21 protein-coding genes are annotated in these 22,982 nt (G+C 50.3%); 12 read left to right on the plus strand and 9 right to left on the minus strand.

Going from position 1 to position 22,982, the window contains the following annotated elements; genetic code table 11:
- Nucleotides 1–289 precede the first annotated feature (289 nt).
- Complete coding sequence (locus A7098_RS16900; protein WP_000075999.1) at nucleotides 290–481, minus strand: YfgG family protein; 192 nt, start codon at nucleotides 479–481, stop codon at nucleotides 290–292.
- Between the two features lie 17 nt (nucleotides 482–498).
- Between A7098_RS16900 and A7098_RS23985 the strand changes: the two genes are divergently transcribed.
- Nucleotides 499–651, plus strand: coding sequence for a hypothetical protein (locus A7098_RS23985; protein WP_000019881.1), 153 nt, complete (start codon nucleotides 499–501; stop codon nucleotides 649–651).
- A gap of 181 nt (nucleotides 652–832) precedes the next feature.
- Nucleotides 833–3,076, plus strand: a complete 2,244-nt coding sequence (locus A7098_RS16910; RefSeq protein ID WP_085461011.1) for a sensor domain-containing phosphodiesterase — start codon at nucleotides 833–835, stop codon at nucleotides 3,074–3,076.
- Nucleotides 3,077–3,120: 44 nt separating this feature from the next.
- Here the strand turns inward: A7098_RS16910 and ppx are convergent, their stop codons facing one another.
- The 4 genes from ppx to purM all read right to left on the minus strand — a co-directional run bounded on the left by ppx (nucleotide 3,121) and on the right by purM (nucleotide 8,579).
- Nucleotides 3,121–4,662, minus strand: coding sequence for an exopolyphosphatase (ppx, locus tag A7098_RS16915; RefSeq protein WP_001121374.1), 1,542 nt, complete (start codon nucleotides 4,660–4,662; stop codon nucleotides 3,121–3,123).
- 4 nt (nucleotides 4,663–4,666) lie between these two features.
- Nucleotides 4,667–6,733, minus strand: coding sequence for a polyphosphate kinase 1 (gene ppk1, locus A7098_RS16920; RefSeq protein WP_010344570.1), 2,067 nt, complete (start codon nucleotides 6,731–6,733; stop codon nucleotides 4,667–4,669).
- Between the two features lie 170 nt (nucleotides 6,734–6,903).
- Nucleotides 6,904–7,542: a phosphoribosylglycinamide formyltransferase gene (purN, locus tag A7098_RS16925; protein WP_001028605.1), complete on the minus strand. Its 639-nt coding sequence runs from the start codon at nucleotides 7,540–7,542 to the stop codon at nucleotides 6,904–6,906.
- Complete coding sequence (gene purM, locus A7098_RS16930) at nucleotides 7,542–8,579, minus strand: phosphoribosylformylglycinamidine cyclo-ligase (protein WP_010344571.1); 1,038 nt, start codon at nucleotides 8,577–8,579, stop codon at nucleotides 7,542–7,544. The genes purN and purM overlap by 1 nt, the downstream gene beginning before the upstream one ends.
- Nucleotides 8,580–8,903: 324 nt before the next feature.
- Between purM and upp the strand changes: the two genes are divergently transcribed.
- From upp to A7098_RS16945, 3 genes are all read left to right on the plus strand, one after another.
- Nucleotides 8,904–9,530 (plus strand): uracil phosphoribosyltransferase, encoded by a 627-nt coding sequence (upp, locus tag A7098_RS16935; protein WP_001295473.1) that lies wholly within the window; start codon nucleotides 8,904–8,906, stop codon nucleotides 9,528–9,530.
- A gap of 85 nt (nucleotides 9,531–9,615) precedes the next feature.
- Entirely contained in the window at nucleotides 9,616–10,905 is a 1,290-nt protein-coding gene (uraA, locus tag A7098_RS16940; protein WP_000198328.1) for a uracil permease, read from the plus strand.
- 94 nt (nucleotides 10,906–10,999) lie between these two features.
- A complete protein-coding gene (locus A7098_RS16945) occupies nucleotides 11,000–11,701 on the plus strand; it encodes a DnaA inactivator Hda (protein ID WP_001307333.1) in 702 nt (233 codons plus the stop codon).
- Between the two features lie 137 nt (nucleotides 11,702–11,838).
- Here the strand turns inward: A7098_RS16945 and arsC are convergent, their stop codons facing one another.
- Together arsC and bepA are read right to left on the minus strand one after the other, a co-directional pair.
- Nucleotides 11,839–12,198 carry an arsenate reductase (glutaredoxin) gene (arsC, locus tag A7098_RS16950; RefSeq protein WP_000166470.1) on the minus strand — a complete coding sequence of 120 codons (360 nt, stop codon included), beginning with the start codon at nucleotides 12,196–12,198 and terminating at the stop codon, nucleotides 11,839–11,841.
- A gap of 20 nt (nucleotides 12,199–12,218) precedes the next feature.
- Nucleotides 12,219–13,682, minus strand: coding sequence for a beta-barrel assembly-enhancing protease (gene bepA, locus A7098_RS16955; protein WP_000489665.1), 1,464 nt, complete (start codon nucleotides 13,680–13,682; stop codon nucleotides 12,219–12,221).
- 212 nt (nucleotides 13,683–13,894) lie between these two features.
- Between bepA and A7098_RS16965 the strand changes: the two genes are divergently transcribed.
- Nucleotides 13,895–14,956: an AI-2E family transporter gene (locus A7098_RS16965; RefSeq protein WP_000892038.1), complete on the plus strand. Its 1,062-nt coding sequence runs from the start codon at nucleotides 13,895–13,897 to the stop codon at nucleotides 14,954–14,956.
- 75 nt (nucleotides 14,957–15,031) lie between these two features.
- Here A7098_RS16965 and bcp read toward each other — a convergent pair whose 3' ends face one another.
- Together bcp and A7098_RS16975 are read right to left on the minus strand one after the other, a co-directional pair.
- A complete protein-coding gene (bcp, locus tag A7098_RS16970; RefSeq protein ID WP_001068678.1) occupies nucleotides 15,032–15,502 on the minus strand; it encodes a thioredoxin-dependent thiol peroxidase in 471 nt (156 codons plus the stop codon).
- On the minus strand, nucleotides 15,502–16,074 hold the full coding sequence (locus tag A7098_RS16975; protein ID WP_000176182.1) for a glycine cleavage system transcriptional repressor: 573 nt from the start codon (nucleotides 16,072–16,074) through the stop codon (nucleotides 15,502–15,504). Before A7098_RS16975 ends, bcp begins: the two co-directional genes overlap by 1 nt.
- Before the next feature lie 146 nt (nucleotides 16,075–16,220).
- Here A7098_RS16975 and dapA point away from each other — a divergent pair, with 146 nt between their 5' ends.
- The 6 genes from dapA to ypfH all read left to right on the plus strand — a co-directional run bounded on the left by dapA (nucleotide 16,221) and on the right by ypfH (nucleotide 22,909).
- Nucleotides 16,221–17,099, plus strand: coding sequence for a 4-hydroxy-tetrahydrodipicolinate synthase (gene dapA / locus A7098_RS16980; RefSeq protein ID WP_010344577.1), 879 nt, complete (start codon nucleotides 16,221–16,223; stop codon nucleotides 17,097–17,099).
- Nucleotides 17,100–17,115: 16 nt separating this feature from the next.
- Nucleotides 17,116–18,150 carry an outer membrane protein assembly factor BamC gene (gene bamC, locus A7098_RS16985; RefSeq protein WP_105281135.1) on the plus strand — a complete coding sequence of 345 codons (1,035 nt, stop codon included), beginning with the start codon at nucleotides 17,116–17,118 and terminating at the stop codon, nucleotides 18,148–18,150.
- A gap of 212 nt (nucleotides 18,151–18,362) precedes the next feature.
- Nucleotides 18,363–19,076 (plus strand): phosphoribosylaminoimidazolesuccinocarboxamide synthase, encoded by a 714-nt coding sequence (gene purC, locus A7098_RS16990; RefSeq protein WP_001295467.1) that lies wholly within the window; start codon nucleotides 18,363–18,365, stop codon nucleotides 19,074–19,076.
- Between the two features lie 167 nt (nucleotides 19,077–19,243).
- Nucleotides 19,244–20,107: a neutral zinc metallopeptidase gene (locus A7098_RS16995; protein ID WP_001267512.1), complete on the plus strand. Its 864-nt coding sequence runs from the start codon at nucleotides 19,244–19,246 to the stop codon at nucleotides 20,105–20,107.
- Between the two features lie 14 nt (nucleotides 20,108–20,121).
- Entirely contained in the window at nucleotides 20,122–22,137 is a 2,016-nt protein-coding gene (gene tmcA / locus A7098_RS17000; RefSeq protein ID WP_105281136.1) for a tRNA cytosine(34) acetyltransferase TmcA, read from the plus strand.
- A 73-nt stretch (nucleotides 22,138–22,210) separates the two neighbouring features.
- On the plus strand, nucleotides 22,211–22,909 hold the full coding sequence (gene ypfH, locus A7098_RS17005) for an esterase (protein ID WP_000679838.1): 699 nt from the start codon (nucleotides 22,211–22,213) through the stop codon (nucleotides 22,907–22,909).
- The last annotated feature ends 73 nt before the right edge of the window (nucleotides 22,910–22,982 follow it).

The raw sequence follows: 22,982 nt of genomic DNA on the forward strand, positions 1-22,982 counted from the left end.
ACGAAAAATAAGATATTTAAGATCATCAAAAGAGGAAAGTAAATGTATTGCGTATAAAGTAATAGATTAAATTTATGAAAATTCATGCGAGAAATAAATTATTAAATAAATATAATTTAAATATATGTATTAATTTAGAGCTTATGCCTTCTAAGGCAGGATCTACTTCAGTCGAGACAATGGGTGAAATTTAAGGTGAAAGAATGCTTGCCGCTTTGTTAACTACAAAGAGCAAAAACATCGGGCAGCAATGCGCCGTCTTGTTAAGTTAAAATGGAGAAGGTAACCGCTAACGTTGTACCGGGGATTCGATAGAGAGAGTGGATTGCTGCGCTTCTTTTTTGCTCTGATGATGCTGCCAGGCACCCACGGACGAGTAGATAAAGCGACCAAAGAAGAAGATAAAGCTGATGAGCAGTACGATACGGGTCATGCGACTGTTAAATCGGTGTCGTTTTCGCATACTGGTTGCCTGACTCACAAAAGGTTCCTTGAAGTATGTCCCACTCTGTGGACGGTACTTACATTAAGGCACACCTGGGCAAAATGGTCAATTCTCTATTATGTAAAAAAGCGTCAGCGGATACATATTCTAATGTTATGGAAGTTGATTTAATTATTTACAACAATGATGTAATAATGATGGCTTAACATGATAAACGTAATAATTCATTAATCATGGTTATTTTGTTTGATATATATCAATTGGAACTTTCATATGACACTTAGAATCGATACTCTCTATAGTGATGAATAATCATCCGTCGAATTCAGGTGGGATGCCTGTCTGAATACACCCCTTTCAGGATGTGGGGAATTCTGTTGAGCATCTATGAAACTGAATGCAACTTATATAAAAATACGTGATAAATGGTGGGGGCTTCCGCTGATCCTGCCTTCTTTAATCTTGCCCATTTTCGCACAAATAAATACTTTTGCGCATATTTCCTCCGGTGAAGTCTTTCTCTTTTATCTGCCCCTGGCTCTGATGATCAGCATGATGATGTTTTTTAGCTGGGCTGCATTACCGGGTATAGCATTAGGCATTTTTGTTCGTAAGTATGCGGAGCTTGGCCTTTATGAAACGCTTTCGTTAACAGCTAATTTTATTATCATTATTATTATTTGTTGGGGCGGTTACAGGGTCTTTTCTCCCCGGCGTAACAACGTTTCACATGGTGATATCCGCTTAATTTCCCAGCGAATTTTCTGGCAGATTGTTTTCCCTGCAACGTTGTTTCTGGTACTTTTCCAGTTTGCGGCATTTGTAGGGTTACTGGCGAGCAGAGATAATCTGGTAGGGGTTATGCCCTTTAACCTCGGGACATTAATCAATTACCAGGCCTTGCTGGTAGGTAATCTTATCGGCGTCCCACTGTGCTACTTCATCATTCGGGTGGTGCGGAATCCGTTTTATTTACGTAGCTATTATTCGCAATTAAAACAGCAGGTTGACAAAAAGGTTACCAAAAAAGAATTTGCGATCTGGTTGCTTGCATTGGGTGCGTTGTTGTTGTTGCTATGTATGCCATTAAATGAAAAAAGCACAATTTTTAGCACCAACTATACGTTATCGTTATTGCTACCGCTGATGATGTGGGGAGCAATGCGCTATGGCTATAAGTTTATATCACTGCTCTGGGCGGTAGTGCTGATGATCAGCATTCACAGCTATCAGAATTACATTCCCCTTTATCCTGGATATACCACGCAACTGACCATAACTTCCTCCAGTTATCTGGTATTTTCTTTTATTGTGAATTATATGGCTGTTCTGGCAACCCGTCAGCGAGCGGTGGTCAGACGCATTCAACGGCTTGCATATGTGGATCCGGTTGTTCATCTGCCAAACATTCGTGCCCTGAATCGCGCATTGCGTGATGCTCCCTGGTCCGCGCTATGTTATTTACGCATCCCTGGCATGGAAATGCTGGTAAAGAACTATGGCATCATGCTACGCATTCAATATAAACAAAAACTTTCACACTGGCTGACACCGTTGCTGGAACCGGGCGAAGCTGTTTATCAGCTTTCCGGTAACGACCTTGCGTTGCGACTGAATACAGAATCATACCAGGAGCGCATTACCACGCTGGATAATCATCTGAAACAGTTTCGTTTCTTTTGGGATGGAATGCCGTTACAGCCTCAGATTGGCGTCAGTTATTGCTATGTCCGCTCACCGGTTAATCATATATATCTGCTGCTGGGAGAGCTAAATACGGTTGCCGAACTTTCTATCGTGACCAATACCCCGGAAAATATGCAGCGTCGCGGGGCAATGTATTTACAACGTGAATTGAAAGACAAGGTGGCGATGATGAATCGGCTACAACAGGCGCTTGAGCATAACGATTTTTGCCTGATGGCTCAGCCGATTACAGGGGTGCGCGGTGATGTTTATCATGAAATTCTGCTGCGCATGAAAGGAGATAATGGTGAACTCATCAATCCTGACAATTTCTTACCGGTCGCGCATGAGTTTGGCTTATCGTCCAGTATCGACATGTGGGTTATCGAGCATACACTGCAATTTATGGCGGAAAATAGAGAAAAAATGCCAGCTCGTCGGTTTGCTATTAACCTGTCGCCAACTTCCGTTTGTCAGGCGAGTTTCCCTTTAGATATCAGTAAATTTTTAAGTAAATATCAAATAGAAGCGTGGCAGCTTATCTTTGAGGTAACCGAGAGTAATACCCTGACCAATGTTAAGCAGGCGCAGAATACGTTGCTGCATCTTCAGGAGTTAGGATGTCAAATTGCAATTGATGATTTCGGCACCGGCTACGCTAGTTATGCGCGGCTAAAAAATGTGAATGCCAATTTATTAAAAATTGATGGCAGCTTCATACGCAATATTGCCTCGAATAGTCTGGATTACCAGATAGTGGCGTCAATTTGTCATCTGGCGCGAATGAAGAAAATGCAAGTGGTTGCGGAATATGTTGAAAATGAAGAGATTCGCAAAGCGGTGCATTCTTTAGGTATTGATTATCTGCAAGGATTTTTGATTGGTGAACCTCAGCCGTTAGTGGCGATACTGGGTGAAAGAGAGCCAGTCCGGGAAAGCGCGTAATTTATTTGGGCCAACATAACATGTTGGCCCGTTTTCATTTCATATTAAGCCGCAATTTCAGGCGTGCTTTCTTCTTCAATTTTTAGTCGCCAGCCAGCCACGCCTTCCCAGTATTCTTGTTCCTTTTCCAGATCAAGCAATACCAGCGCGTTCTGGCTAAACCAGTCATGCGGAAAACGCAGGGTCCAGTGGCTGTCATCGGTAATCAGCGTCAATGTTGGCGGCGTGGTGGTAGCCTGACGTTGATTATTGAGTAATACGCCAAGGCGTAATAGCTGAATCAGTGGCAGGAACTGTTTCTTCTTAAACAAGGTAAAGCGCGGCAGATCGTCGAGCTTAATCGCTTTACGGTGATAGCGCACCAGTGTCGCCATCATCAACTGCTGTTCCTGATTAAAACCCGGCAAGTCGCTGTTTTGCAGAATATAAGCGGAGTGGCGATGCAAACCGCTATGGTTGATATTCAACCCGACCTCATGCAGCATGGCGGCCCATCGCAGTAGCGCCTCCAGTTGCGGATGCGCCAGCTTCGGTTGTTGTTCTCGCCACTGTCCGTACATTTGCATAGTGGTATCCAGCACCCGTCGTGCCTGTTCACTGTCGATATGATACTGGTTAGCCAGACTACTGGCGGTGCGGCTACGCACATCCTGATGGCGAAAACGTCCTTCCATCTCATACAGTACGCCTTCACGAAGCGCCCCGTCAGAAAGTCGCAGTTCACGGATGGCTAAGGCATCAAACACACCGCATAAAATCGCCAGTCCAGGAACGAAGACAGTTTTCCGCTCTTCGGAAAGACCCGGTAAACTCAGCGATGCGAAATTACGGTGCCGTAAAACCTCTTTTACCAGTTTTTCCAGACGTTCCGGGGTAATTATCCCGTCTTTCTCGCCCATTTCCATCAACACTTCATGAGCAGCTTTAATGGTGCCGGAAGCGCCCATTGCCACATTCCAGCCCTGGATACGGAATTGCCAGGTTAAGGTTTCAAGTTTTTGCGCTGCTGCCATGCGTGCGCGCTGAAAATTTTCTTTATTGATGACGCCGCCCTGGAAATAAAGCTGGGCAAAGCTGACACAACCCATCCGGCGACTTTCCACGAGAATAGGTTCGAAATTTTCACCAATCACCAGTTCTGTTGAGCCGCCACCAATATCAATAACCAGTTTGCGGCCTTTTTCCGGCTGGGTATGCTCCACGCCCATAAAAATCAGACGCGCTTCTTCGTTGCCGGAAATAATTTCAATTGGGTAGGGGATAACCTTTTCTGCTCGCTTCAGAAAGTCAGTGGCATTCAGCGCCTGACGTAGAGTATGGGTTCCGACAATACAGACGCTGGAAGGAGAAAAACCCTGCAGGCGTTCGGCAAACAGCGACAGGCAGTTTAAGCCACGCGTCATCGCTTCCTCACTCAACATATTATCTGGCCCCAGGCCGTCCGCCAGATGTACCCGTTGTTTCAGGCGACCAATAATCTGCATTGCGCCATCAACCACACGGGCAATGACCATGTGGAAACTGTTTGAACCAAGATCGACCGCAGCAAACTCCTGTGGGCGAGGGGATTTGTCGTGTATTGGCATAGGGTTATTCAGATTGTTCGAGTGATTTGATGTAGTCGTAGATCGCCAATTGCGCCCGTACTTTGCGGCGGTTACCACGGGGGACGTAGCGATTACTGAGTTCTTTATCGATATAACGCGCTTTGACCGTGTCGCTGAACAGAATTTCGATGATGTCCAGCACCCGCTGCTTCAGTCGGGGATCGAGTAGCGGTGTAGCCACTTCAATACGATAATCAATATTGCGTGTCATCCAGTCGGCGGAAGAAAGGTAAACTTTTTTATCGCCGCCGTTTTCAAAAATATAAACCCGATCATGTTCAAGGTAACGATCGACAATACTAATAGCACGAATATTGTCGCTAATACCTTCCAGATTGGGGATCAGCGAACACATTCCGCGTACCAAGAGATTCACCGGCACGCCGGAACTGGAGGCCGCATACAGTCGATCGACCAGACCTTTATCGACCAGGTTATTCAGTTTCAGGGTAATACCGCAAGGCAGCCCTTGTTGAGCGTTGGCTATCTCACGGTCCACCATTTCATACAGCAAACGACGGGAGTTTTGCGGCGACACCATTAAATAATCGAAAGTCACCGGACGGTATGGATTTTCAATAAAGTTGAACACCCGCCGTACTTCGTTGGTGATGCGCGCATCGGCGGTCAGCAGTGAGTAGTCGGTATAAAGACGCGCGGTTTTTTCATTAAAGTTCCCGGTTCCGATATGCGCGTAACGCACGACTTCGCCGTTTTCTTTACGTGAAATCAGGAACAGTTTGGCGTGAATTTTCAGCCCCGGCGCAGAGAAAATCACGTGTACGCCCGCTTCAGTCAGCCGTTTTGCCCAGTGAATGTTGGCTTCTTCATCGAAACGCGCCTGTAACTCAACCACCACGGTGACTTTCTTACCGTTGTGAGCGGCGTGGATCATCGAGTCGATGATGCGCGAATCTTTCGCTACGCGGTAAATGTTAATTTTAATCGCCAGTACGCTTGGGTCGAACGAGGCCTGGCGTAGCAGTTCCAGCACATGTTCAAAAGTGTGATAAGGATAATAGAGCAGCACATCGTGTTCGCGAATGGCATCAAAACCGTTACGGAACTGGGCCTTATCAAACCAAATGTGGCGTAAACGTGGCAGTGGCTTATTCACCAGATTCGCTTTGCCGACATTGGGGAAATTAATAAAGTCTTTAAAATTATGATAACGACCACCGGGTACGATGGAGTCGTAGCGGGAAATCGTCAGTTTTTCGCGCAACACCTCAACCAGAGCACTGGGCATATCGCGCTGATAAACAAAACGCACCGGTTCTGCGGTTAAACGCTGTTTCAGACTGGAAGACATCAGCTCCATCAGGCTGGCTTCCATCTCGTGCACTAAATCGTATTCAGCATCGCGGGTCATCTTCATTGAATAGGCATTCAGCGCGTCATAATCAAAGAAGCCTTTGAAAATATCATCAAGGCAGTAACGCAGAATGTTATCCAGAAGAATCATAGGCTTGCGTCTGCGCGGTGCTTCCGGCGGCAAATTCACAAAGCGCGGCACTTTATCTGAGGGGATCTCCAGCAGCGCGTAACGAATAGTGTCGCCACGGATAATTTCTACCGCCAGATAGGTGTAGTCATCTTTCAGGAACTGCACTAAGTCAGTGTCAGGGTTGATTAGAATCGGCGTAATGTGCTGACGCAGATACTGCTTAAAATAATGACGCAGCCAGTTTTGTTGATTGACAGAGAGCTGGCGTTCATTAATCAGGAAAATCTGGTTGCGCGCCATCTCCAGCAACAGTTCGTTGTAGAGGCCGTCGAATTCCTGATCGGCTTTCAGCACGCGGGATTGAATTTTGCCCAGCAAATGGCGGGAATGAGAATTAGAACCTTGTTCTTCGCTAATAATGATGCGTCGCTTCAGTTCAGCGAAGCGGACTTTATAGAACTCATCAAGGTTATTGGAATAGATCCCCAGGAAACGCATCCTTTCAATCAGCGGGTTAGATTTGTCCGCCGCTTCCTGAAGCACGCGTTCATTGAACGATAACCAACTGAGCTCTTTTTCGATGTATAGCTTTTCCTGACCCATTACCACTTTTACTCCGTTTTATTCACGGGACACTGCCTGGATATTATGGCGAGCAATATTGGCAGATGTCCAACTATGCCAGAAAAGGGAGAAAAAAACTGCTGGAGCCTGCGATTTACAGGTGAATTGAAAAACGCCAACGCAGGGCTGGCGCTTTAACTACGGCGGCGTTACTCGTCGGCAGCGTAGCCCTGCGGCGGCAGACGCTGACCATCCAGCCACGCGGCGTTTTCGTGCATCTTCAGACGACCATCGGCAAACCAGCTAATCACCAGCGGATAAATAGCGTGCTCCTGGGTTTGTACGCGGGCGGTGATTTCATCTTCTGTATCACCGGCAAATACCGGGACTTTTGCCTGTAAAATAACCGGCCCACCGTCCAGTTCATCGGTAACGAAATGCACCGATGTACCGTGTTCCTCGTCGCCATTTTCCAGCGCCTGACGATGGGTGTGCAAACCGGGATATTTTGGCAGCAGGGAAGGGTGAATGTTCAGCAAACGACCAGCATAGTGGGAGACAAACGCCGGGCTGAGAATGCGCATAAAACCGGCCAGTACAACCACGTCGGGAGCGTACATATCGATCTCGTGAATCAACTCCCGGTCATAGGCTTCACGACTGTCAAACGCGCTGGCGATGAGCGTATGCGTTGCAATACCGGCTTTGCGGGCGCGTTCAAGGCCGAACGCGTCGGCCTTATTACTGAAAACTGCCCGTAGGGTGCCTTTAATTTTGTTGGTTTTGCAGGCGTCTATAATTGCCTGCAAGTTACTTCCGTTGCCGGAAATAAGCACCACAATATTCATTATTCGATAACCACGCGTTGTTCGGAATCAGAGGCTTTGATGATACCGATTTTCCACGCGTTTTCACCGTTGGCATTAAGCAGAGTGAGAGCTTTGTCCACTTCCGGAGCAGGCAGGGCGATAATCATCCCGACGCCGCAGTTGAAGGTGCGATACATTTCATGGCGCTCGACATTACCCGCCGTTTGCAGCCAGTTGAACACTTCCGGCCACTGCCAGGAGGATTCATCAATAACTGCCTGAGTGTTTTCCGGCAATACGCGCGGAATATTTTCCCAGAAGCCGCCACCGGTCAGGTGCGCAATAGCGTGCACGTCGACCTTTTCGATCAACTCCAGCACGGACTTCACGTAAATGCGGGTCGGTGCCAACAGATGATCGGCTAATGGCTTACCATCAAGTTCGGTAGTTTGTGGATCACAACCGCTGACTTCGAGAATTTTGCGCACCAGCGAATAGCCGTTCGAATGCGGACCGCTGGAGCCAAGCGCAATCAGCACATCGCCGTCGCTGACTTTAGAACCGTCGATGATTTCTGATTTTTCTACCACGCCAACGCAGAAACCCGCAACGTCATAATCTTCACCGTGATACATCCCCGGCATTTCCGCCGTTTCGCCACCTACCAGCGAACACCCGGATTGCAGACAACCTTCGGCGATGCCGCTGATCACTGATGAAGCAGTATCGACATCTAATTTTCCGGTTGCGTAATAGTCGAGGAAAAACAGCGGCTCAGCGCCTTGCACCACCAGGTCATTAACGCACATGGCGACCAGATCGATACCAATGGTGTCGTGACGTTTTAAGTCCATTGCCAGGCGCAGCTTGGTGCCTACACCGTCAGTGCCGGAAACCAGCACGGGTTCACGATATTTTTGCGGCAACGCACACAGCGCACCGAAGCCGCCCAGACCGCCCATCACTTCCGGGCGACGCGTTTTCTTCACTACGCCTTTGATTCTTCCAACCAGAGCATTACCTGCGTCTATATCAACACCGGCATCTTTGTAGCTAAGAGAGGTTTTATCGGTCACTGCTTGGGTCCCCACGCGTTACTTGCGGTAGAAAAATAAAATTCGGCGCAATTCTAACAGGGAAAGCAAACGTTTGCGAGACTGCTTTACATAACCTTTTTTAACCTCTTTTTACCGAGAGAGTGACAAAAAAAATGTGTACATAGAGCGGATGAATGATTTTTTGCCAGGATAATTACCACTATTAACTATTTGATTATAAAATAACTTTATCTAAAATCTTTATGATCTTGACTGAAGTCAACGAAAATAATATTGCCGCCTTGAAGAAAGGCGGTATAATCCGTCGATTTTTTTTGTGGCTGCCCTCAAAGGAGAAAGAGTATGAAGATCGTGGAAGTCAAACACCCACTCGTCAAACACAAGCTGGGACTGATGCGTGAGCAAGATATCAGCACCAAGCGCTTTCGCGAACTCGCTTCCGAAGTGGGTAGCCTGCTGACTTACGAAGCGACCGCTGACCTCGAAACTGAAAAAGTAACCATCGAAGGCTGGAACGGCCCGGTGGAAATCGACCAGATTAAAGGTAAGAAAATTACCGTGGTGCCGATTCTGCGCGCTGGTCTGGGGATGATGGATGGCGTGCTGGAAAACGTTCCGAGCGCGCGCATCAGCGTAGTCGGTATGTACCGTAATGAAGAAACGCTGGAACCAGTACCGTACTTCCAGAAACTGGTTTCTAACATCGATGAGCGTATGGCGCTGATCGTTGACCCAATGCTGGCAACCGGTGGTTCCGTTATCGCGACTATCGACCTGCTGAAAAAAGCGGGCTGCAGCAGCATCAAAGTTCTGGTGCTGGTCGCTGCACCAGAAGGTATCGCTGCGCTGGAAAAAGCGCACCCGGACGTCGAGCTGTATACTGCATCGATTGACCAGGGATTGAACGAGCATGGATACATTATTCCGGGTCTTGGCGATGCCGGTGACAAAATCTTTGGTACAAAATAAAGAATAAAAATAATTAAAGCCGACTTTAAGAGTCGGCTTTTTTTTGAGTAAAGCGCCTATAACACATAATACAGAGGATAATACTATGACGCGCCGTGCTATCGGGGTGAGTGAAAGACCGCCACTTTTACAGACAATCCCGCTTAGTTTGCAACATTTGTTCGCCATGTTTGGTGCAACCGTCCTGGTGCCCGTCTTATTTCATATTAACCCGGCGACTGTACTGTTATTTAACGGTATCGGGACGCTGCTGTATCTCTTCATCTGTAAAGGGAAAATCCCGGCTTATCTTGGTTCCAGCTTTGCCTTTATTTCACCGGTATTGTTACTGTTGCCATTGGGATATGAAGTCGCGCTGGGCGGCTTTATTATGTGCGGCGTGCTGTTCTGCCTGGTCTCTTTCATCGTGAAGAAAGCGGGAACCGGCTGGCTGGACGTGCTGTTTCCACCTGCGGCAATGGGCGCAATCGTTGCCGTCATCGGTCTGGAGCTGGCGGGCGTAGCTGCTGGTATGGCGGGTTTACTCCCGGCTGAAGGGCAAACGCCAGACTCCAAAACCATCATCATCTCTATTACCACCCTGGCGGTCACGGTTTTAGGTTCCGTGCTGTTCCGTGGTTTCCTGGCAATTATCCCGATTTTAATTGGCGTGCTGGTGGGTTACGCGCTCTCCTTCGCCATGGGAATTGTCGATACCACGCCGATTATTAATGCTCACTGGTTTGCGCTGCCAACCCTCTATACGCCGCGCTTCGAGTGGTTCGCTATTCTGACTATTCTGCCAGCGGCATTAGTGGTTATTGCCGAACACGTAGGTCACCTGGTAGTAACGGCTAACATTGTCAAAAAGGATTTGCTGCGCGATCCGGGTCTGCACCGTTCGATGTTCGCTAACGGCCTGTCGACTGTGATCTCCGGCTTCTTTGGCTCCACGCCAAACACCACCTACGGGGAAAACATTGGCGTGATGGCGATCACCCGTGTTTACAGTACCTGGGTTATCGGCGGCGCGGCGATTTTTGCTATCCTGCTTTCCTGCGTCGGTAAACTGGCGGCTGCTATCCAGATGATCCCATTGCCGGTGATGGGCGGCGTTTCGCTGCTGCTTTACGGTGTCATCGGTGCTTCCGGTATTCGTGTGTTGATCGAATCGAAAGTGGATTACAACAAAGCACAGAACCTGATCCTGACTTCCGTGATTTTGATCATCGGCGTCAGTGGTGCCAAGGTAAACATCGGCGCGGCGGAGCTGAAAGGCATGGCGCTGGCGACTATCGTCGGTATCGGCTTAAGCCTGATCTTCAAACTGATTAGCGTGCTGCGCCCTGAAGAAGTGGTGCTGGACGCAGAAGACGCAGATATAACAGACAAATAATGTACCGACCGGGCAGTGCTGCTGCCCGGTTCAAACATCATGGGATTCTGTGGTAAACTTCTCGCGATTTTGTGAAATCCTGGTTGAGGTATCTCTGAACACACCGGCACAGCTCTCTTTGCCACTTTATCTTCCTGACGACGAAACCTTTGCAAGTTTCTGGCCGGGGGATAACTCCTCTCTACTGGCCGCGCTGCAAAACGTGCTGCGTCAGGAACATAGCGGTTACATCTATCTCTGGGCACGCGAAGGCGCGGGGCGCAGCCATCTGCTGCACGCGGCTTGCGCGGAATTGTCGCAGCGTGGTGATGCGGTGGGCTATGTCCCGCTGGATAAACGCACCTGGTTTGTCCCGGAAGTGCTCGACGGTATGGAGCATTTGTCGCTGGTTTGCATCGACAATATCGAGTGTATTGCCGGCGATGAGTTGTGGGAGATGGCGATTTTCGATCTCTACAATCGGATTCTGGAGTCGGGCAAAACACGGTTGTTGATCACCGGCGATCGCCCACCGCGTCAGTTGAATCTGGGATTACCGGATCTCGCGTCGCGTCTTGACTGGGGGCAGATCTACAAATTGCAGCCACTTTCTGATGAAGATAAGTTGCAGGCGCTACAGTTACGCGCGCGTTTGCGTGGTTTTGAACTGCCGGAAGATGTGGGACGCTTCTTGCTGAAGCGGCTCGACAGAGAGATGCGCACGCTATTTATGACGCTGGATCAGTTGGATCGCGCGTCGATTACCGCACAGCGTAAGCTGACCATTCCGTTTGTGAAAGAAATTCTGAAGTTGTAGATAAGGTGTTTATTGTCGGATGCGGCGCGAGCGCCTTATCCGACCTACGCGAAGTTAATCCATAGTATTCCTGGGCCGGACAAGACGCGGCAAGCGTCGCATCCGGCAATGTGCCTTAACTAGCGATGGGGCACATCTTAATCCACGATTTCCAGCACTTGCTCCGGTGGACGTCCAATCCGCGCTTTGCCATTGGCGACCACAATCGGGCGCTCCATCAGCTTCGGATTATCCACCATCGCCTGAATCAGCGCCTCTTCGCTAAGCGAACTGTCAGCCAGGTTCAGCTCTTTATAAAGATCTTCTTTCTGGCGCATCAATTCACGGGCGCTATTCATCCCCAGCATTTTCAGCAAATCGCGCAGCGTTGCCGCATCGGCGGGAGTCTCAAGATAGAGCACCACTTCTGGCTCCACGCCGTTTTCTTTCAGCAGTGTCAGCGTTTCCCGGCTCTTTGAACAGCGTGGGTTATGGTAGATTTTTACCTGTTTGGTCATTGTTCTTCCTTTAATGCAAATTACATCTTGGTATAAGGCTTAAAGCGTTCCTGCAACTGGCGCAACTGGTCGATGCGCGCATCGTAACGCGCTTGTTGCAGGCTGCCTAATTTCACCTGCGAACTGGCGCTACTCAACAAGGAAATTGCCTGATCGAGTCGCCCGGCGAGCGCATAACCTTCTGCTCGCGCTGCCAGTTCCTGATCGCGATTATTTAGCGCGGCCTCCGCCTGTGCCAGTAAATCCCAGCCATTGCTGTCATCTTTATTGTTAAAGGTGTAGCGGTTCAGAATATTGGCGGCTTCCTGTGGTTGACCCCCTTGCAGATAAGCGTTCGCCAGGTTGAGCTGCAACACAGGATTGGTGCGCAAATCACGGGCATTTTTCAGGCGATTGATCGCGTCATTGGCTTTGTTTTGCCCAAGATCGATATCGGTAGCCAGATCGAGATACCACGCGTTGCCGGGTTCTGCCGCCAGTAACGGTTGCAGCGTTTTCCGTGCCTCGTCGTATTTATTGGCTTCCATCGCCTGCAAAGCGCGACCATATTGCGCTGCCCGTTGCTGACGAACGTTACCTTTTGCCCATTCATCCAGCAAATCACTGGTGAGCTGATTACGTCCGGAATTGTACATCCCCAGTGTGCGCGCTTTCGCCAGATAGAAATCTTCCGACGACTGCACCACCATTGGGCGCATCTGATTGGCACGGTTACGGGCATCAGCCAGACGGCTTTCCGGCAGCGGGTGAGTCAGCAAAATTTCCGGCGGACGCGAAGAGTAACGCGCCTGATCGAGCAGTTTTTCGAGGAAGGTCGGCATCGCCTGCGGATCGAACCCCGAGCGTTGCAGCACTTGAATACCAATGCGGTCCGCTTCCTGTTCATTTTGCTGGGTGAAGCTGATCATCCCCTGGCGCGTTCCCGCCAGTGTACCGGTCAGCGCCGCCATCCCCGCCTGCGGGCTGGCCATTGCCAGTAAAATAGAACCTAACGCCCCGACCCAGGTCAGTGGCGCGCTGCGCTGCTGATCTTCCATCGCTCGCGCCAGGTGACGTTGGGTGACGTGGGAGATTTCGTGCGCCATAACTGAAGCCAGTTGACTTTCGTTATCGGAATAACGGAACAGGGCAGAGTGCAGCACCACGTTGCCGCCAAAGAAAGCAAAGGCGTTAATTTCGTCGTTGTTGATCAGAAAGAAATGAAACGGTGTCTTAACTGAGTTGGCATGTGAAACCAGGCGCATCCCCAGCGAATTAATATATTGCGTTAATAGCGGGTCATTAATTAACGGTGCGCTGCCGCGTAGCTGGCGGACATAATAGTCGCCCATCTGCATTTCCTGACCAATGGAAAGCGTGCTTCCTGCGGAGGTTCCCATATCCGGCAAGGTGTCTGCGCTATCGGCAAACGCCGGGGCTACCTGACCGATGGTCATAGCAGCAATGAGGGTTGCAACCAGGTTTTTTTTCAACTGCCTGAACATAACCTCTGTCCTGTATTTCTGGAGATAGTCATTTGATCGATACTGTGAAATATCGTTCCCACCGCGCCGCCTTTGAGTGTAACGGCGAAGATTAACCCACTCAAATGACTTTTCAGTTTCCTGAATCCGTCATAAAAAGCGAAGTCTTTTTTGTGACATTTCGATACAATTGCGGATCGCAATCCCGCTCTTGAGGTTCAGGGAAGGTCTTTATGCTCGAAATGTTGATGCAATGGTATCGCCGCCGTTTTAGTGATCCGGAAGCGATTGCCTTGCTGGTTATTTTAGTTGCCGGATTTGGCATTATCTTTTTCTTTAGTGGCCTACTCGCACCGTTGCTGGTTGCTATTGTGCTGGCCTATTTGCTGGAATGGCCAACCGTGCGCCTGCAATCTATTGGCTGTTCCCGTCGTTGGGCGACGTCGATTGTATTGGTGGTTTTCGTTGGAATTTTGCTGCTGATGGCGTTCGTGGTACTGCCTATCGCCTGGCAGCAGGGCATATATTTAATCCGCGATATGCCGGGGATGCTCAATAAACTGTCTGATTTTGCCGCCACGTTGCCGCGCCGTTATCCGGCGTTAATGGATGCGGGCATTATTGATGCGATGGCCGACAATATGCGCAGCCGGATGCTTACCATGGGCGATTCGGTGGTGAAAATCTCTCTCGCCTCGCTGGTGGGCCTGCTGACCATTGCCGTCTATCTTGTTCTGGTGCCGCTGATGGTCTTTTTCCTTCTGAAAGATAAAGAGCAAATGTTGAATGCCGTCCGCCGGGTGCTTCCGCGTAACCGTGGGCTGGCAGGTCAGGTCTGGAAGGAGATGAACCAGCAAATCACCAACTACATCCGTGGCAAGGTACTGGAGATGATTGTGGTGGGGATAGCCACCTGGCTGGGGTTCTTGCTTTTCGGGTTGAACTATTCACTGCTGCTGGCGGTGCTGGTCGGTTTCTCGGTGCTTATTCCGTACATTGGCGCATTTGTGGTGACCATTCCGGTGGTCGGCGTGGCGCTATTCCAGTTTGGCGCTGGCACTGAATTCTGGAGCTGCTTCGCGGTATATCTGATTATTCAGGCGCTGGATGGCAACCTGTTAGTACCGGTGTTGTTCTCCGAAGCGGTTAACCTGCATCCGCTGGTGATTATTTTATCGGTGGTGATCTTCGGTGGTCTGTGGGGATTCTGGGGGGTGTTCTTTGCCATTCCTCTGGCGACGCTAATTAAAGCGGTAATCCATGCCTGGCCCGATGGTCAAATTGCGCAAGATTAACCTTTACTCCGCTATATCGCCGGAGGTGAGGAGTGCTGGCCGCAAGCGCAGCCAGCACGGAATGGAGCAAAGTAATCAGGCGTGTTCTTTCAGCCAGTTAATCACTACGTCGTGGTGATTGCTGGTTTTGAAATCGTCAAAGACATGTTCGATTTTGCCGTCAGCATCGATCAAGAAGCTGATGCGGTGAATACCATCGTAGGTTTTGCCCATGAAGGACTTCTCTCCCCAGACGCCGAATTGTTCGCACACCTGGTGGTCTTCATCAGACAGAAGTGTAAAGTTGAGCAGCTCTTTTTCCGCAAAACGGAAGAGTTTTTCGGGTTTATCGGTGCTAATACCCAGTACATCAACACCGGCTTTTTTCAACTCATCCATGTTATCGCGTAAGCCACAAGCTTGTACGGTACAGCCGGGGGTCATGGCTTTCGGGTAGAAATAAACCAGAACACGCTGTCCCTGGAAGTCGGTCAAATTAACTTGTTCTCCGTCTTGATCCGGCAAGCTAAATTTCGGTGCGATGTCACCGGCTTTCAGTGGATTCATTACTTAACTCCATCCTGTTCATCATGTTGGGAATAATTGACGACGCTAATACTGCCTTGCGCATTGAGTTCTGTACATAGTGCTTTGAAAGCTTGTTCAATATTTGCTGAATCCGCAGACGCCGGGCTGTGGGCGGTTATCTGAATATGCAGTTGCGCAGCTCGTTCATTTTCAGCAGGTTGCGTGCGAGACACTAGCTCCGCAATGTTCATATGGTGCGCGTCAAAAAGTGCGGTAAAGCGTTCAATTAAATGCGGTGAATCTGCCACATCGATCTGAACCCAGACAGATGCTGGCATCGGCGGACGCGGACGAGCCGTCGTGCGCTTCATCACGATTAAAAGATCCAGTTCGGCACCTTTCAACGGTAACGTTGATTCGATCAAGGTGATTGCGTTCCATGAACCGGAAAGCAGCATGATAAAGGTGAACTCTTCTCCCAGCATCGCCAGGCGACTGTCTTCAATATTACAGCCGCAACTACTGACATGACGGGTGATAGTGTTCACAATTCCTGGGCGATCGGCACCCAGCGCAGTGATCACCAGATAATGTTGCGATGACAGTGTCAAACCGGTTATTCCTTCAAGGGGGAGAGTAGCTCTTAAGGAAAGCATAAAAAAAACATGCATACAACAATCAGAACGGTTCTGTTTGCTTGCTTTTAATGCCATACCAAACGTACCATTGAGACACTTGTTTGCACAGAGGATGGCCCATGTTCACGGGAAGTATTGTCGCGATTGTTACTCCGATGGATGAAAAAGGTAATGTCTGTCGGGCTAGCTTAAAAAAACTGATTGATTATCATGTCGCCAGCGGTACTTCGGCGATTGTTTCTGTTGGCACCACTGGTGAGTCCGCTACCCTGAATCATGACGAACATGTTGATGTGGTGATGATGACCCTGGAGCTGGCTGACGGGCGTATTCCGGTGATTGCCGGAACCGGCGCTAACGCTACTGCGGAAGCCATTAGCCTGACACAGCGTTTCAATGACAGTGGCATTGCTGGCTGCCTGACGGTGACCCCTTATTACAACCGCCCGTCGCAGGAAGGTCTGTATCAGCATTTCAAAGCCATCGCTGAACATACTGACCTGCCGCAAATCCTGTATAATGTGCCGTCCCGTACTGGCTGCGATCTGCTACCAGAAACGGTGGGCCGTCTGGCGAAAGTAAAAAATATTATCGGAATCAAAGAGGCAACAGGGAACTTAACGCGTGTTAACCAGATCAAAGAGCTGGTTTCAGACGATTTTGTTCTGCTGAGCGGCGATGATGCGAGCACGCTGGACTTCATGCAGTTAGGTGGTCATGGCGTTATTTCCGTTACTGCTAACGTCGCAGCGCGTGATATGGCTCAGATGTGCAAACTGGCGGCAGAAGGGCATTTTGCCGAGGCACGCGTTATTAACCAGCGTCTGATGCCATTACACAACAAACTATTTGTCGAACCCAATCCAATCCCGGTGAAATGGGCATGTAAGGAACTGGGTCTTGTGGCGACCGATACGCTGCGCCTGCCAATGACACCAATCACCGACAGTGGTCGTGAGACGGTCAGAGCGGCGCTTAAGTATGCCGGTTTGCTGTAAAGTTTAGGGAGATTTGATGGCTTACTCTGTTCAAAAGTCGCGCCTGGCAAAGGTTGCGGGTGTATCGCTTGTTCTGTTACTCGCAGCCTGTAGTTCTGACTCACGCTATAAGCGTCAGGTGAGTGGTGATGAAGCCTATCTGGAAGCGGCACCGCTTGCGGAGCTTCATGCCCCGGCAGGAATGATTTTGCCGGTGACTTCCGGTGATTATGCAATACCGGTGACCAACGGTAGCGGTGCTGTCGGTAAGGCGCTGGACATTCGTCCACCTGCCCAGCCGTTGGCGCTGATTTCCGGCGCACGTACCCAGTTTACGGGCGACACCGCCTCGCTGCTGGTAGAAAATGGTCGTGGTAATACTTTGTGGCCGCAGGTTGTTAGCGTGCTGCAGGCGAAAAACTACACCATTACCCAACGCGATGATGCTGGTCAGACGCTGACTACCGATTGGGTGCAATGGAATCGTCTGGACGAAGACGAGCAGTATCGCGGTCGTTATCAAATCTCTGTTAAACCGCAGGGTTATCAGCAGGCGGTAACGGTGAAACTGCTGAACCTGGAGCAGGCGGGCAAACCGGTTGCAGACGCGGCTTCCATGCAGCGTTACAGCACGGAGATGATGAACGTCATTTCCGCCGGTCTGGATAAATCCGTGACCGATGCGGCTAATGCGGCGCAAAACCGTGCTTCCACCACCATGGACGTACAAAGTGCTGCTGATGACACAGGCTTACCAATGCTGGTCGTTCGCGGGCCGTTCAACGTGGTTTGGCAACGTCTGCCAGCGGCGCTGGAAAAAGTGGGCATGAAAGCGACCGACAGCACCCGTTCGCAGGGCAGCATGGCCGTGACCTATAAGCCGTTGTCTGACAGCGACTGGCAGGAACTGGGCGCGAGCGATCCAGGCCTGGCATCCGGTGACTATAAACTGCAGGTCGGTGATTTAGATAACCGCAGCAGCTTGCAGTTCATCGATCCGAAAGGCCATACGCTGACTCAAAGCCAAAACGACGCACTGGTATCTGTCTTCCAGGCAGCGTTTAGCAAGTAAAAATACAGGGCTGGAGTAATCCGGCCCTTTTTTCTGTTATGATACGCAAACGTGTGCGTCGGCAGAAAAACGCGATTTTAGCGTTAATTCGCACGAAATTTGTTTGTCGGACACAGGTCAGATAAGGCGTTCACGCCGCATCCGACAAAATATCCGGCACACCAGACAGCAAAAGATTTTAAAACGTTAATTCACACCCAGGAGTGATAAAGATGCAAAAGCAAGCTGAGTTGTATCGTGGTAAAGCGAAAACCGTATACAGCACGGAAAACCCGGATCTGTTGGTGCTCGAATTCCGCAATGATACGTCAGCAGGTGATGGTGCGCGCATTGAGCAGTTTGATCGCAAAGGTATGGTGAACAACAAGTTCAACTACTTCATTATGAGCAAACTGGCTGAAGCGGGTATCCCGACTCAAATGGAGCGTCTGCTCTCCGATACTGAATGTCTGGTGAAAAAGCTGGATATGGTGCCGGTTGAGTGTGTCGTACGTAACCGTGCTGCTGGCTCTCTGGTGAAACGTCTTGGAATTGAAGAAGGTATTGAGCTGAACCCGCCGCTGTTCGATCTGTTCCTGAAAAACGATGCCATGCATGACCCGATGGTTAACGAATCTTATTGCGAAACCTTTGGCTGGGTAAGCAAAGAGAACCTGGCGCGTATGAAAGAACTGACCTACAAAGCGAACGACGTGCTGAAAAAACTGTTTGATGATGCCGGTCTGATTCTGGTCGACTTCAAGCTGGAGTTTGGTCTGTACAAAGGCGAAGTGGTACTGGGCGATGAGTTCTCCCCGGACGGCAGTCGCCTGTGGGACAAAGAAACGCTGGAGAAAATGGACAAAGACCGTTTCCGTCAGAGCCTCGGTGGTTTGATTGAAGCTTATGAAGCCGTCGCCCGCCGCCTGGGTGTACAGTTGGACTGATTTTTCTGTTCATCATCTTGCCGTGCTGCTGGCACGGCAAGATGACCGCTCTTGTAATACGTGAATTGAACGCTCATTCCTCCATCATTTCCTCCCGTTTTTCTGTGGTAATCTTCCTCTGAAGCACCTACGATCATCACTATAATGAATATATTGTTGAGGTATCTATGCGCTGGCAAGGGCGTCGTGAAAGTGACAATGTTGAAGACAGGCGAAACAGCTCTGGTGGCCCGTCAATGGGCGGTCCCGGTTTCCGTCTGCCAAGCGGTAAAGGTGGGCTGATTTTACTGGTAGTGGTGCTGGTTGCTGGCTACTATGGTGTTGATTTAACTGGGTTGATGACCGGACAGCCGATTTCTCAACAGCAATCAACGCGCTCAATTAGCCCAAATGAAGATGAAGCAGCAAAATTCACCTCGGTAATTCTGGCAACCACGGAAGACACCTGGGGACAGCAATTCGAGAAGATGGGTAAGACTTATCAGCAACCGAAGCTGGTGATGTATCGCGGAATGACACGCACCGGTTGCGGCGCCGGACAGTCTATTATGGGGCCGTTCTATTGCCCGGCGGATGGTACGGTCTATATCGATCTCTCTTTCTATGATGACATGAAAGACAAACTGGGCGCGGATGGTGATTTCGCTCAGGGATACGTTATCGCCCATGAAGTCGGTCATCATGTGCAGAAACTGTTAGGCATTGAACCGAAAGTCCGTCAATTGCAACAAAACGCGACGCAGGCAGAAGTGAACCGCTTATCTGTGCGTATGGAACTCCAGGCCGACTGTTTTGCCGGTGTCTGGGGGCACAGTATGCAGCAACAAGGCGTTCTGGAAACTGGCGATCTGGAAGAGGCGCTGAATGCAGCGCAAGCCATCGGCGATGACCGCTTACAGCAGCAAAGTCAGGGGCGGGTAGTGCCGGACAGCTTTACTCATGGTACATCCCAACAACGCTATAGCTGGTTTAAACGTGGTTTCGACAGCGGCGATCCGGCACAATGCAATACTTTCGGTAAAAGCATTTAACTTTCGGGGCAGGGATGGCTGAACTGACCGCGCTACACACATTAACAGCGCAAATGAAACGCGAAGGGATTCGCCGCCTGTTGGTGTTGAGCGGGGATGCGTGCTGGTGCTGTGAACATGCACTCAAATTGCGTGACGCATTACCCGGCGACTGGCTGTGGGTATCGCCGCAGCCAACTTCTGAAAACCACTGTACGCCAGCGGCGCTACAAACTTTACTTGGGCGCGAGTTCCAGCATGCGGTATTCGATGCTCGCCAGGGCTTTGATGCCGCAGCCTTTGCGGCGCTTGGTGGAACGCTGAAAGCGGGCAGTTGGCTGGTTTTGTTACTCCCTGTATGGGAAGAATGGGAAAACCATCCCGATGCTGATTCGCTGCGCTGGAGTGATTGCGCCAGTCCCATCGCTACACCGCATTTTGTCCAGCATCTCAAACGCGTACTTACGGCGGATAACGACGCTATCCTCTGGCGGCAAAATCAGCCGTTCACGTTGGCGCATTTTGCTCCCCGTACTGACTGGCAATCCGCTACCGGCGCACCGCAACCAGAACAACAACAGATACTACAACAGCTTCTGACTATGCCACCGGGCGTGGCAGCGGTAACTGCTGCGCGCGGACGCGGTAAGTCGGCGCTGGCAGGGCAACTCATTTCCCGTATCGCTGGCAGTGCGATAGTCACTGCGCCTGCGAGAGCCGCAACGAATGTGCTGGCACAATTTGCCGGAGAGAAGTTTCGTTTTGTTGCGCCGGATGCATTGCTGTCCAGTGATGAAAAAGCTGATTGGCTGGTTGTCGATGAAGCTGCTGCAATACCCGCCCCACTATTACATCAACTGGTATCACGCTTTCCGCGTACTTTGTTAACCACTACGGTGCAGGGCTATGAAGGCACCGGGCGTGGCTTTTTGCTGAAATTTTGCGCCCGCTTCCCGCATTTGCAGCGTTTTGAATTGCAACAGCCGATCCGCTGGGCGCAGGGATGCCCGCTGGAAAAAATGGTTAGCGAGGCACTGGTTTTTGACGATGAAACCTTCACGCGCGTACCACAAGGCAAGATCACCATTTCTGCATTTGAACAGACTTCATGGCGAAGCAAGCCAGAAACGCCGTTAAAGGTTTACCAGTTATTGTCTGGTGCGCACTACCGGACTTCACCGCTGGATTTACGCCGGATGATGGACGCGCCTGGACAACATTTTTTACAAGCTGCTTGCGAAAACGAGATTGCCGGGGCGCTGTGGCTGGTGGATGAGGGGGGATTATCTGAAGAGCTCAGTCAGGCGGTATGGGCGGGTTTTCGTCGCCCGCGTGGCAACCTGGTGGCTCAGTCGCTGGCGGCACACGGTAGCAATCCACTGGCAGCAACGTTACGCGGACGGCGTGTCAGCCGCATTGCCGTCCATCCGGCGCGTCAGCGGGAAGGTACAGGGCAGCAACTTATTGCTGACGCTGTGCAATATATGCATGACCTCGACTATCTTTCAGTGAGTTTTGGCTACACCGAGGAATTATGGCGTTTCTGGCAACGCTGCGGTTTTGTGCTGGTACGGATGGGTAATCATCGCGAAGCCAGTAGCGGCTGTTATACGGCGATGGCACTATTACCCATTAGCGAAGCGGGTAAACAATTGGCAGAATGTGAGCATTATCGTTTACGCCGCGACGCACAAATTCTCTCGCAATGGAATGGTGAAAGCATCTCGGTTGATCCGTTAAACGACATCATGCTTTCTGATAATGACTGGCTTGAACTGGCCGGTTTTGCTTTCGCCCATCGTCCCCTTTTAACGTCGTTAGGTTGTTTAACACGCCTGCTGCAAACCAGTGAACGGGCATTACCGGCGCTGCGAGGACGGTTGCAGAAAAACGTCAGCGACGCGCAGTTATGTACCACACTTAAACTTTCAGGCCGTAAGGCATTGCTGGTTTGCCAACGCGAAGAAGCCGCGCAGGCGCTATTCGCACTTGATGATGTCCGCACTGAACGCCTGCGCAATCGCATAACACAATGGCAATTTTTTCACTGACTCCTTCAATTTTCTCCCATGGTCATTGTGAGTCAGCGGCGTAAAATTAATGACATCAGTTAAGGAGTTCGCCATGAAACATGACCATTTTGTTGTTCAAAGCCCGGATAAACCTGCCCAACAGTTGTTACTGCTTTTCCACGGTGTCGGGGATAACCCGGTGGCAATGGGGGAAATCGGTAGCTGGTTTGCACCGTTGTTTCCAGATGCGCTGGTGGTAAGTGTCGGTGGTGCTGAGCCGAGCGGTAATCCGGCAGGGCGTCAATGGTTTTCGGTGCAGGGCGTAACGGAAGAGAATCGCCAGGCGCGGGTGGATGCCATCATGCCGACGTTTATTGAGACAGTACGCTACTGGCAGAAACAGAGCGGAGTAGGGGCTAACGCCACGGCGCTGATCGGGTTCTCACAAGGGGCCATTATGGCGCTGGAGAGTATTAAAGCCGAACCGGGACTTGCCTCACGCGTCATCGCCTTTAACGGACGCTATGCCAGCCTGCCGGAAACGGCTTCTACTGCTACAACAATTCACCTGATCCACGGTGGTGAAGATCCGGTTATCGATCTGGCTCACGCGGTTGCGGCGCAGGAAGCGTTAATTAACGCCGGTGGAGATGTGACGCTGGATATCGTGGAGGATTTAGGTCATGCGATCGATAATCGCAGTATGCAATTTGCCCTGGATCACTTGCGTTATACCATTCCGAAACATTACTTCGACGAGGCGTTAAGCGGCGGTAAGCCTGGCGATGATGATGTGATTGAAATGATGTAAAAGACAGGTGCCGGACGCGTAGGCCGGATAAGGCGTTCACGCCGCATCCGGCTATGATGCCTGATGCGACGCT

Origin of the sequence: Escherichia sp. MOD1-EC7011 (assembly GCF_002965005.1) — a bacterium.
Lineage (GTDB): Bacteria > Pseudomonadota > Gammaproteobacteria > Enterobacterales > Enterobacteriaceae > Escherichia > Escherichia ruysiae.

Excerpts from the sequence above, each read along its gene's own strand:
- A7098_RS23985 (WP_000019881.1), top strand. The coding sequence starts at position 499 with ATGTCCCACTCTGTGGACGGTACTTACATTAAGGCACACCTGGGCAAA.
- A7098_RS16910 (WP_085461011.1), top strand. The coding sequence starts at position 833 with ATGAAACTGAATGCAACTTATATAAAAATACGTGATAAATGGTGGGGG.
- ppx (WP_001121374.1), bottom strand. The coding sequence starts at position 4,662 with ATGCCAATACACGACAAATCCCCTCGCCCACAGGAGTTTGCTGCGGTC.
- ppk1 (WP_010344570.1), bottom strand. The coding sequence starts at position 6,733 with ATGGGTCAGGAAAAGCTATACATCGAAAAAGAGCTCAGTTGGTTATCG.
- purN (WP_001028605.1), bottom strand. The coding sequence starts at position 7,542 with ATGAATATTGTGGTGCTTATTTCCGGCAACGGAAGTAACTTGCAGGCA.
- upp (WP_001295473.1), top strand. The coding sequence starts at position 8,904 with ATGAAGATCGTGGAAGTCAAACACCCACTCGTCAAACACAAGCTGGGA.
- uraA (WP_000198328.1), top strand. The coding sequence starts at position 9,616 with ATGACGCGCCGTGCTATCGGGGTGAGTGAAAGACCGCCACTTTTACAG.
- arsC (WP_000166470.1), bottom strand. The coding sequence starts at position 12,198 with ATGACCAAACAGGTAAAAATCTACCATAACCCACGCTGTTCAAAGAGC.
- bepA (WP_000489665.1), bottom strand. The coding sequence starts at position 13,682 with ATGTTCAGGCAGTTGAAAAAAAACCTGGTTGCAACCCTCATTGCTGCT.
- A7098_RS16965 (WP_000892038.1), top strand. The coding sequence starts at position 13,895 with ATGCTCGAAATGTTGATGCAATGGTATCGCCGCCGTTTTAGTGATCCG.
- bcp (WP_001068678.1), bottom strand. The coding sequence starts at position 15,502 with ATGAATCCACTGAAAGCCGGTGACATCGCACCGAAATTTAGCTTGCCG.
- dapA (WP_010344577.1), top strand. The coding sequence starts at position 16,221 with ATGTTCACGGGAAGTATTGTCGCGATTGTTACTCCGATGGATGAAAAA.
- bamC (WP_105281135.1), top strand. The coding sequence starts at position 17,116 with ATGGCTTACTCTGTTCAAAAGTCGCGCCTGGCAAAGGTTGCGGGTGTA.
- purC (WP_001295467.1), top strand. The coding sequence starts at position 18,363 with ATGCAAAAGCAAGCTGAGTTGTATCGTGGTAAAGCGAAAACCGTATAC.
- A7098_RS16995 (WP_001267512.1), top strand. The coding sequence starts at position 19,244 with ATGCGCTGGCAAGGGCGTCGTGAAAGTGACAATGTTGAAGACAGGCGA.
- tmcA (WP_105281136.1), top strand. The coding sequence starts at position 20,122 with ATGGCTGAACTGACCGCGCTACACACATTAACAGCGCAAATGAAACGC.
- ypfH (WP_000679838.1), top strand. The coding sequence starts at position 22,211 with ATGAAACATGACCATTTTGTTGTTCAAAGCCCGGATAAACCTGCCCAA.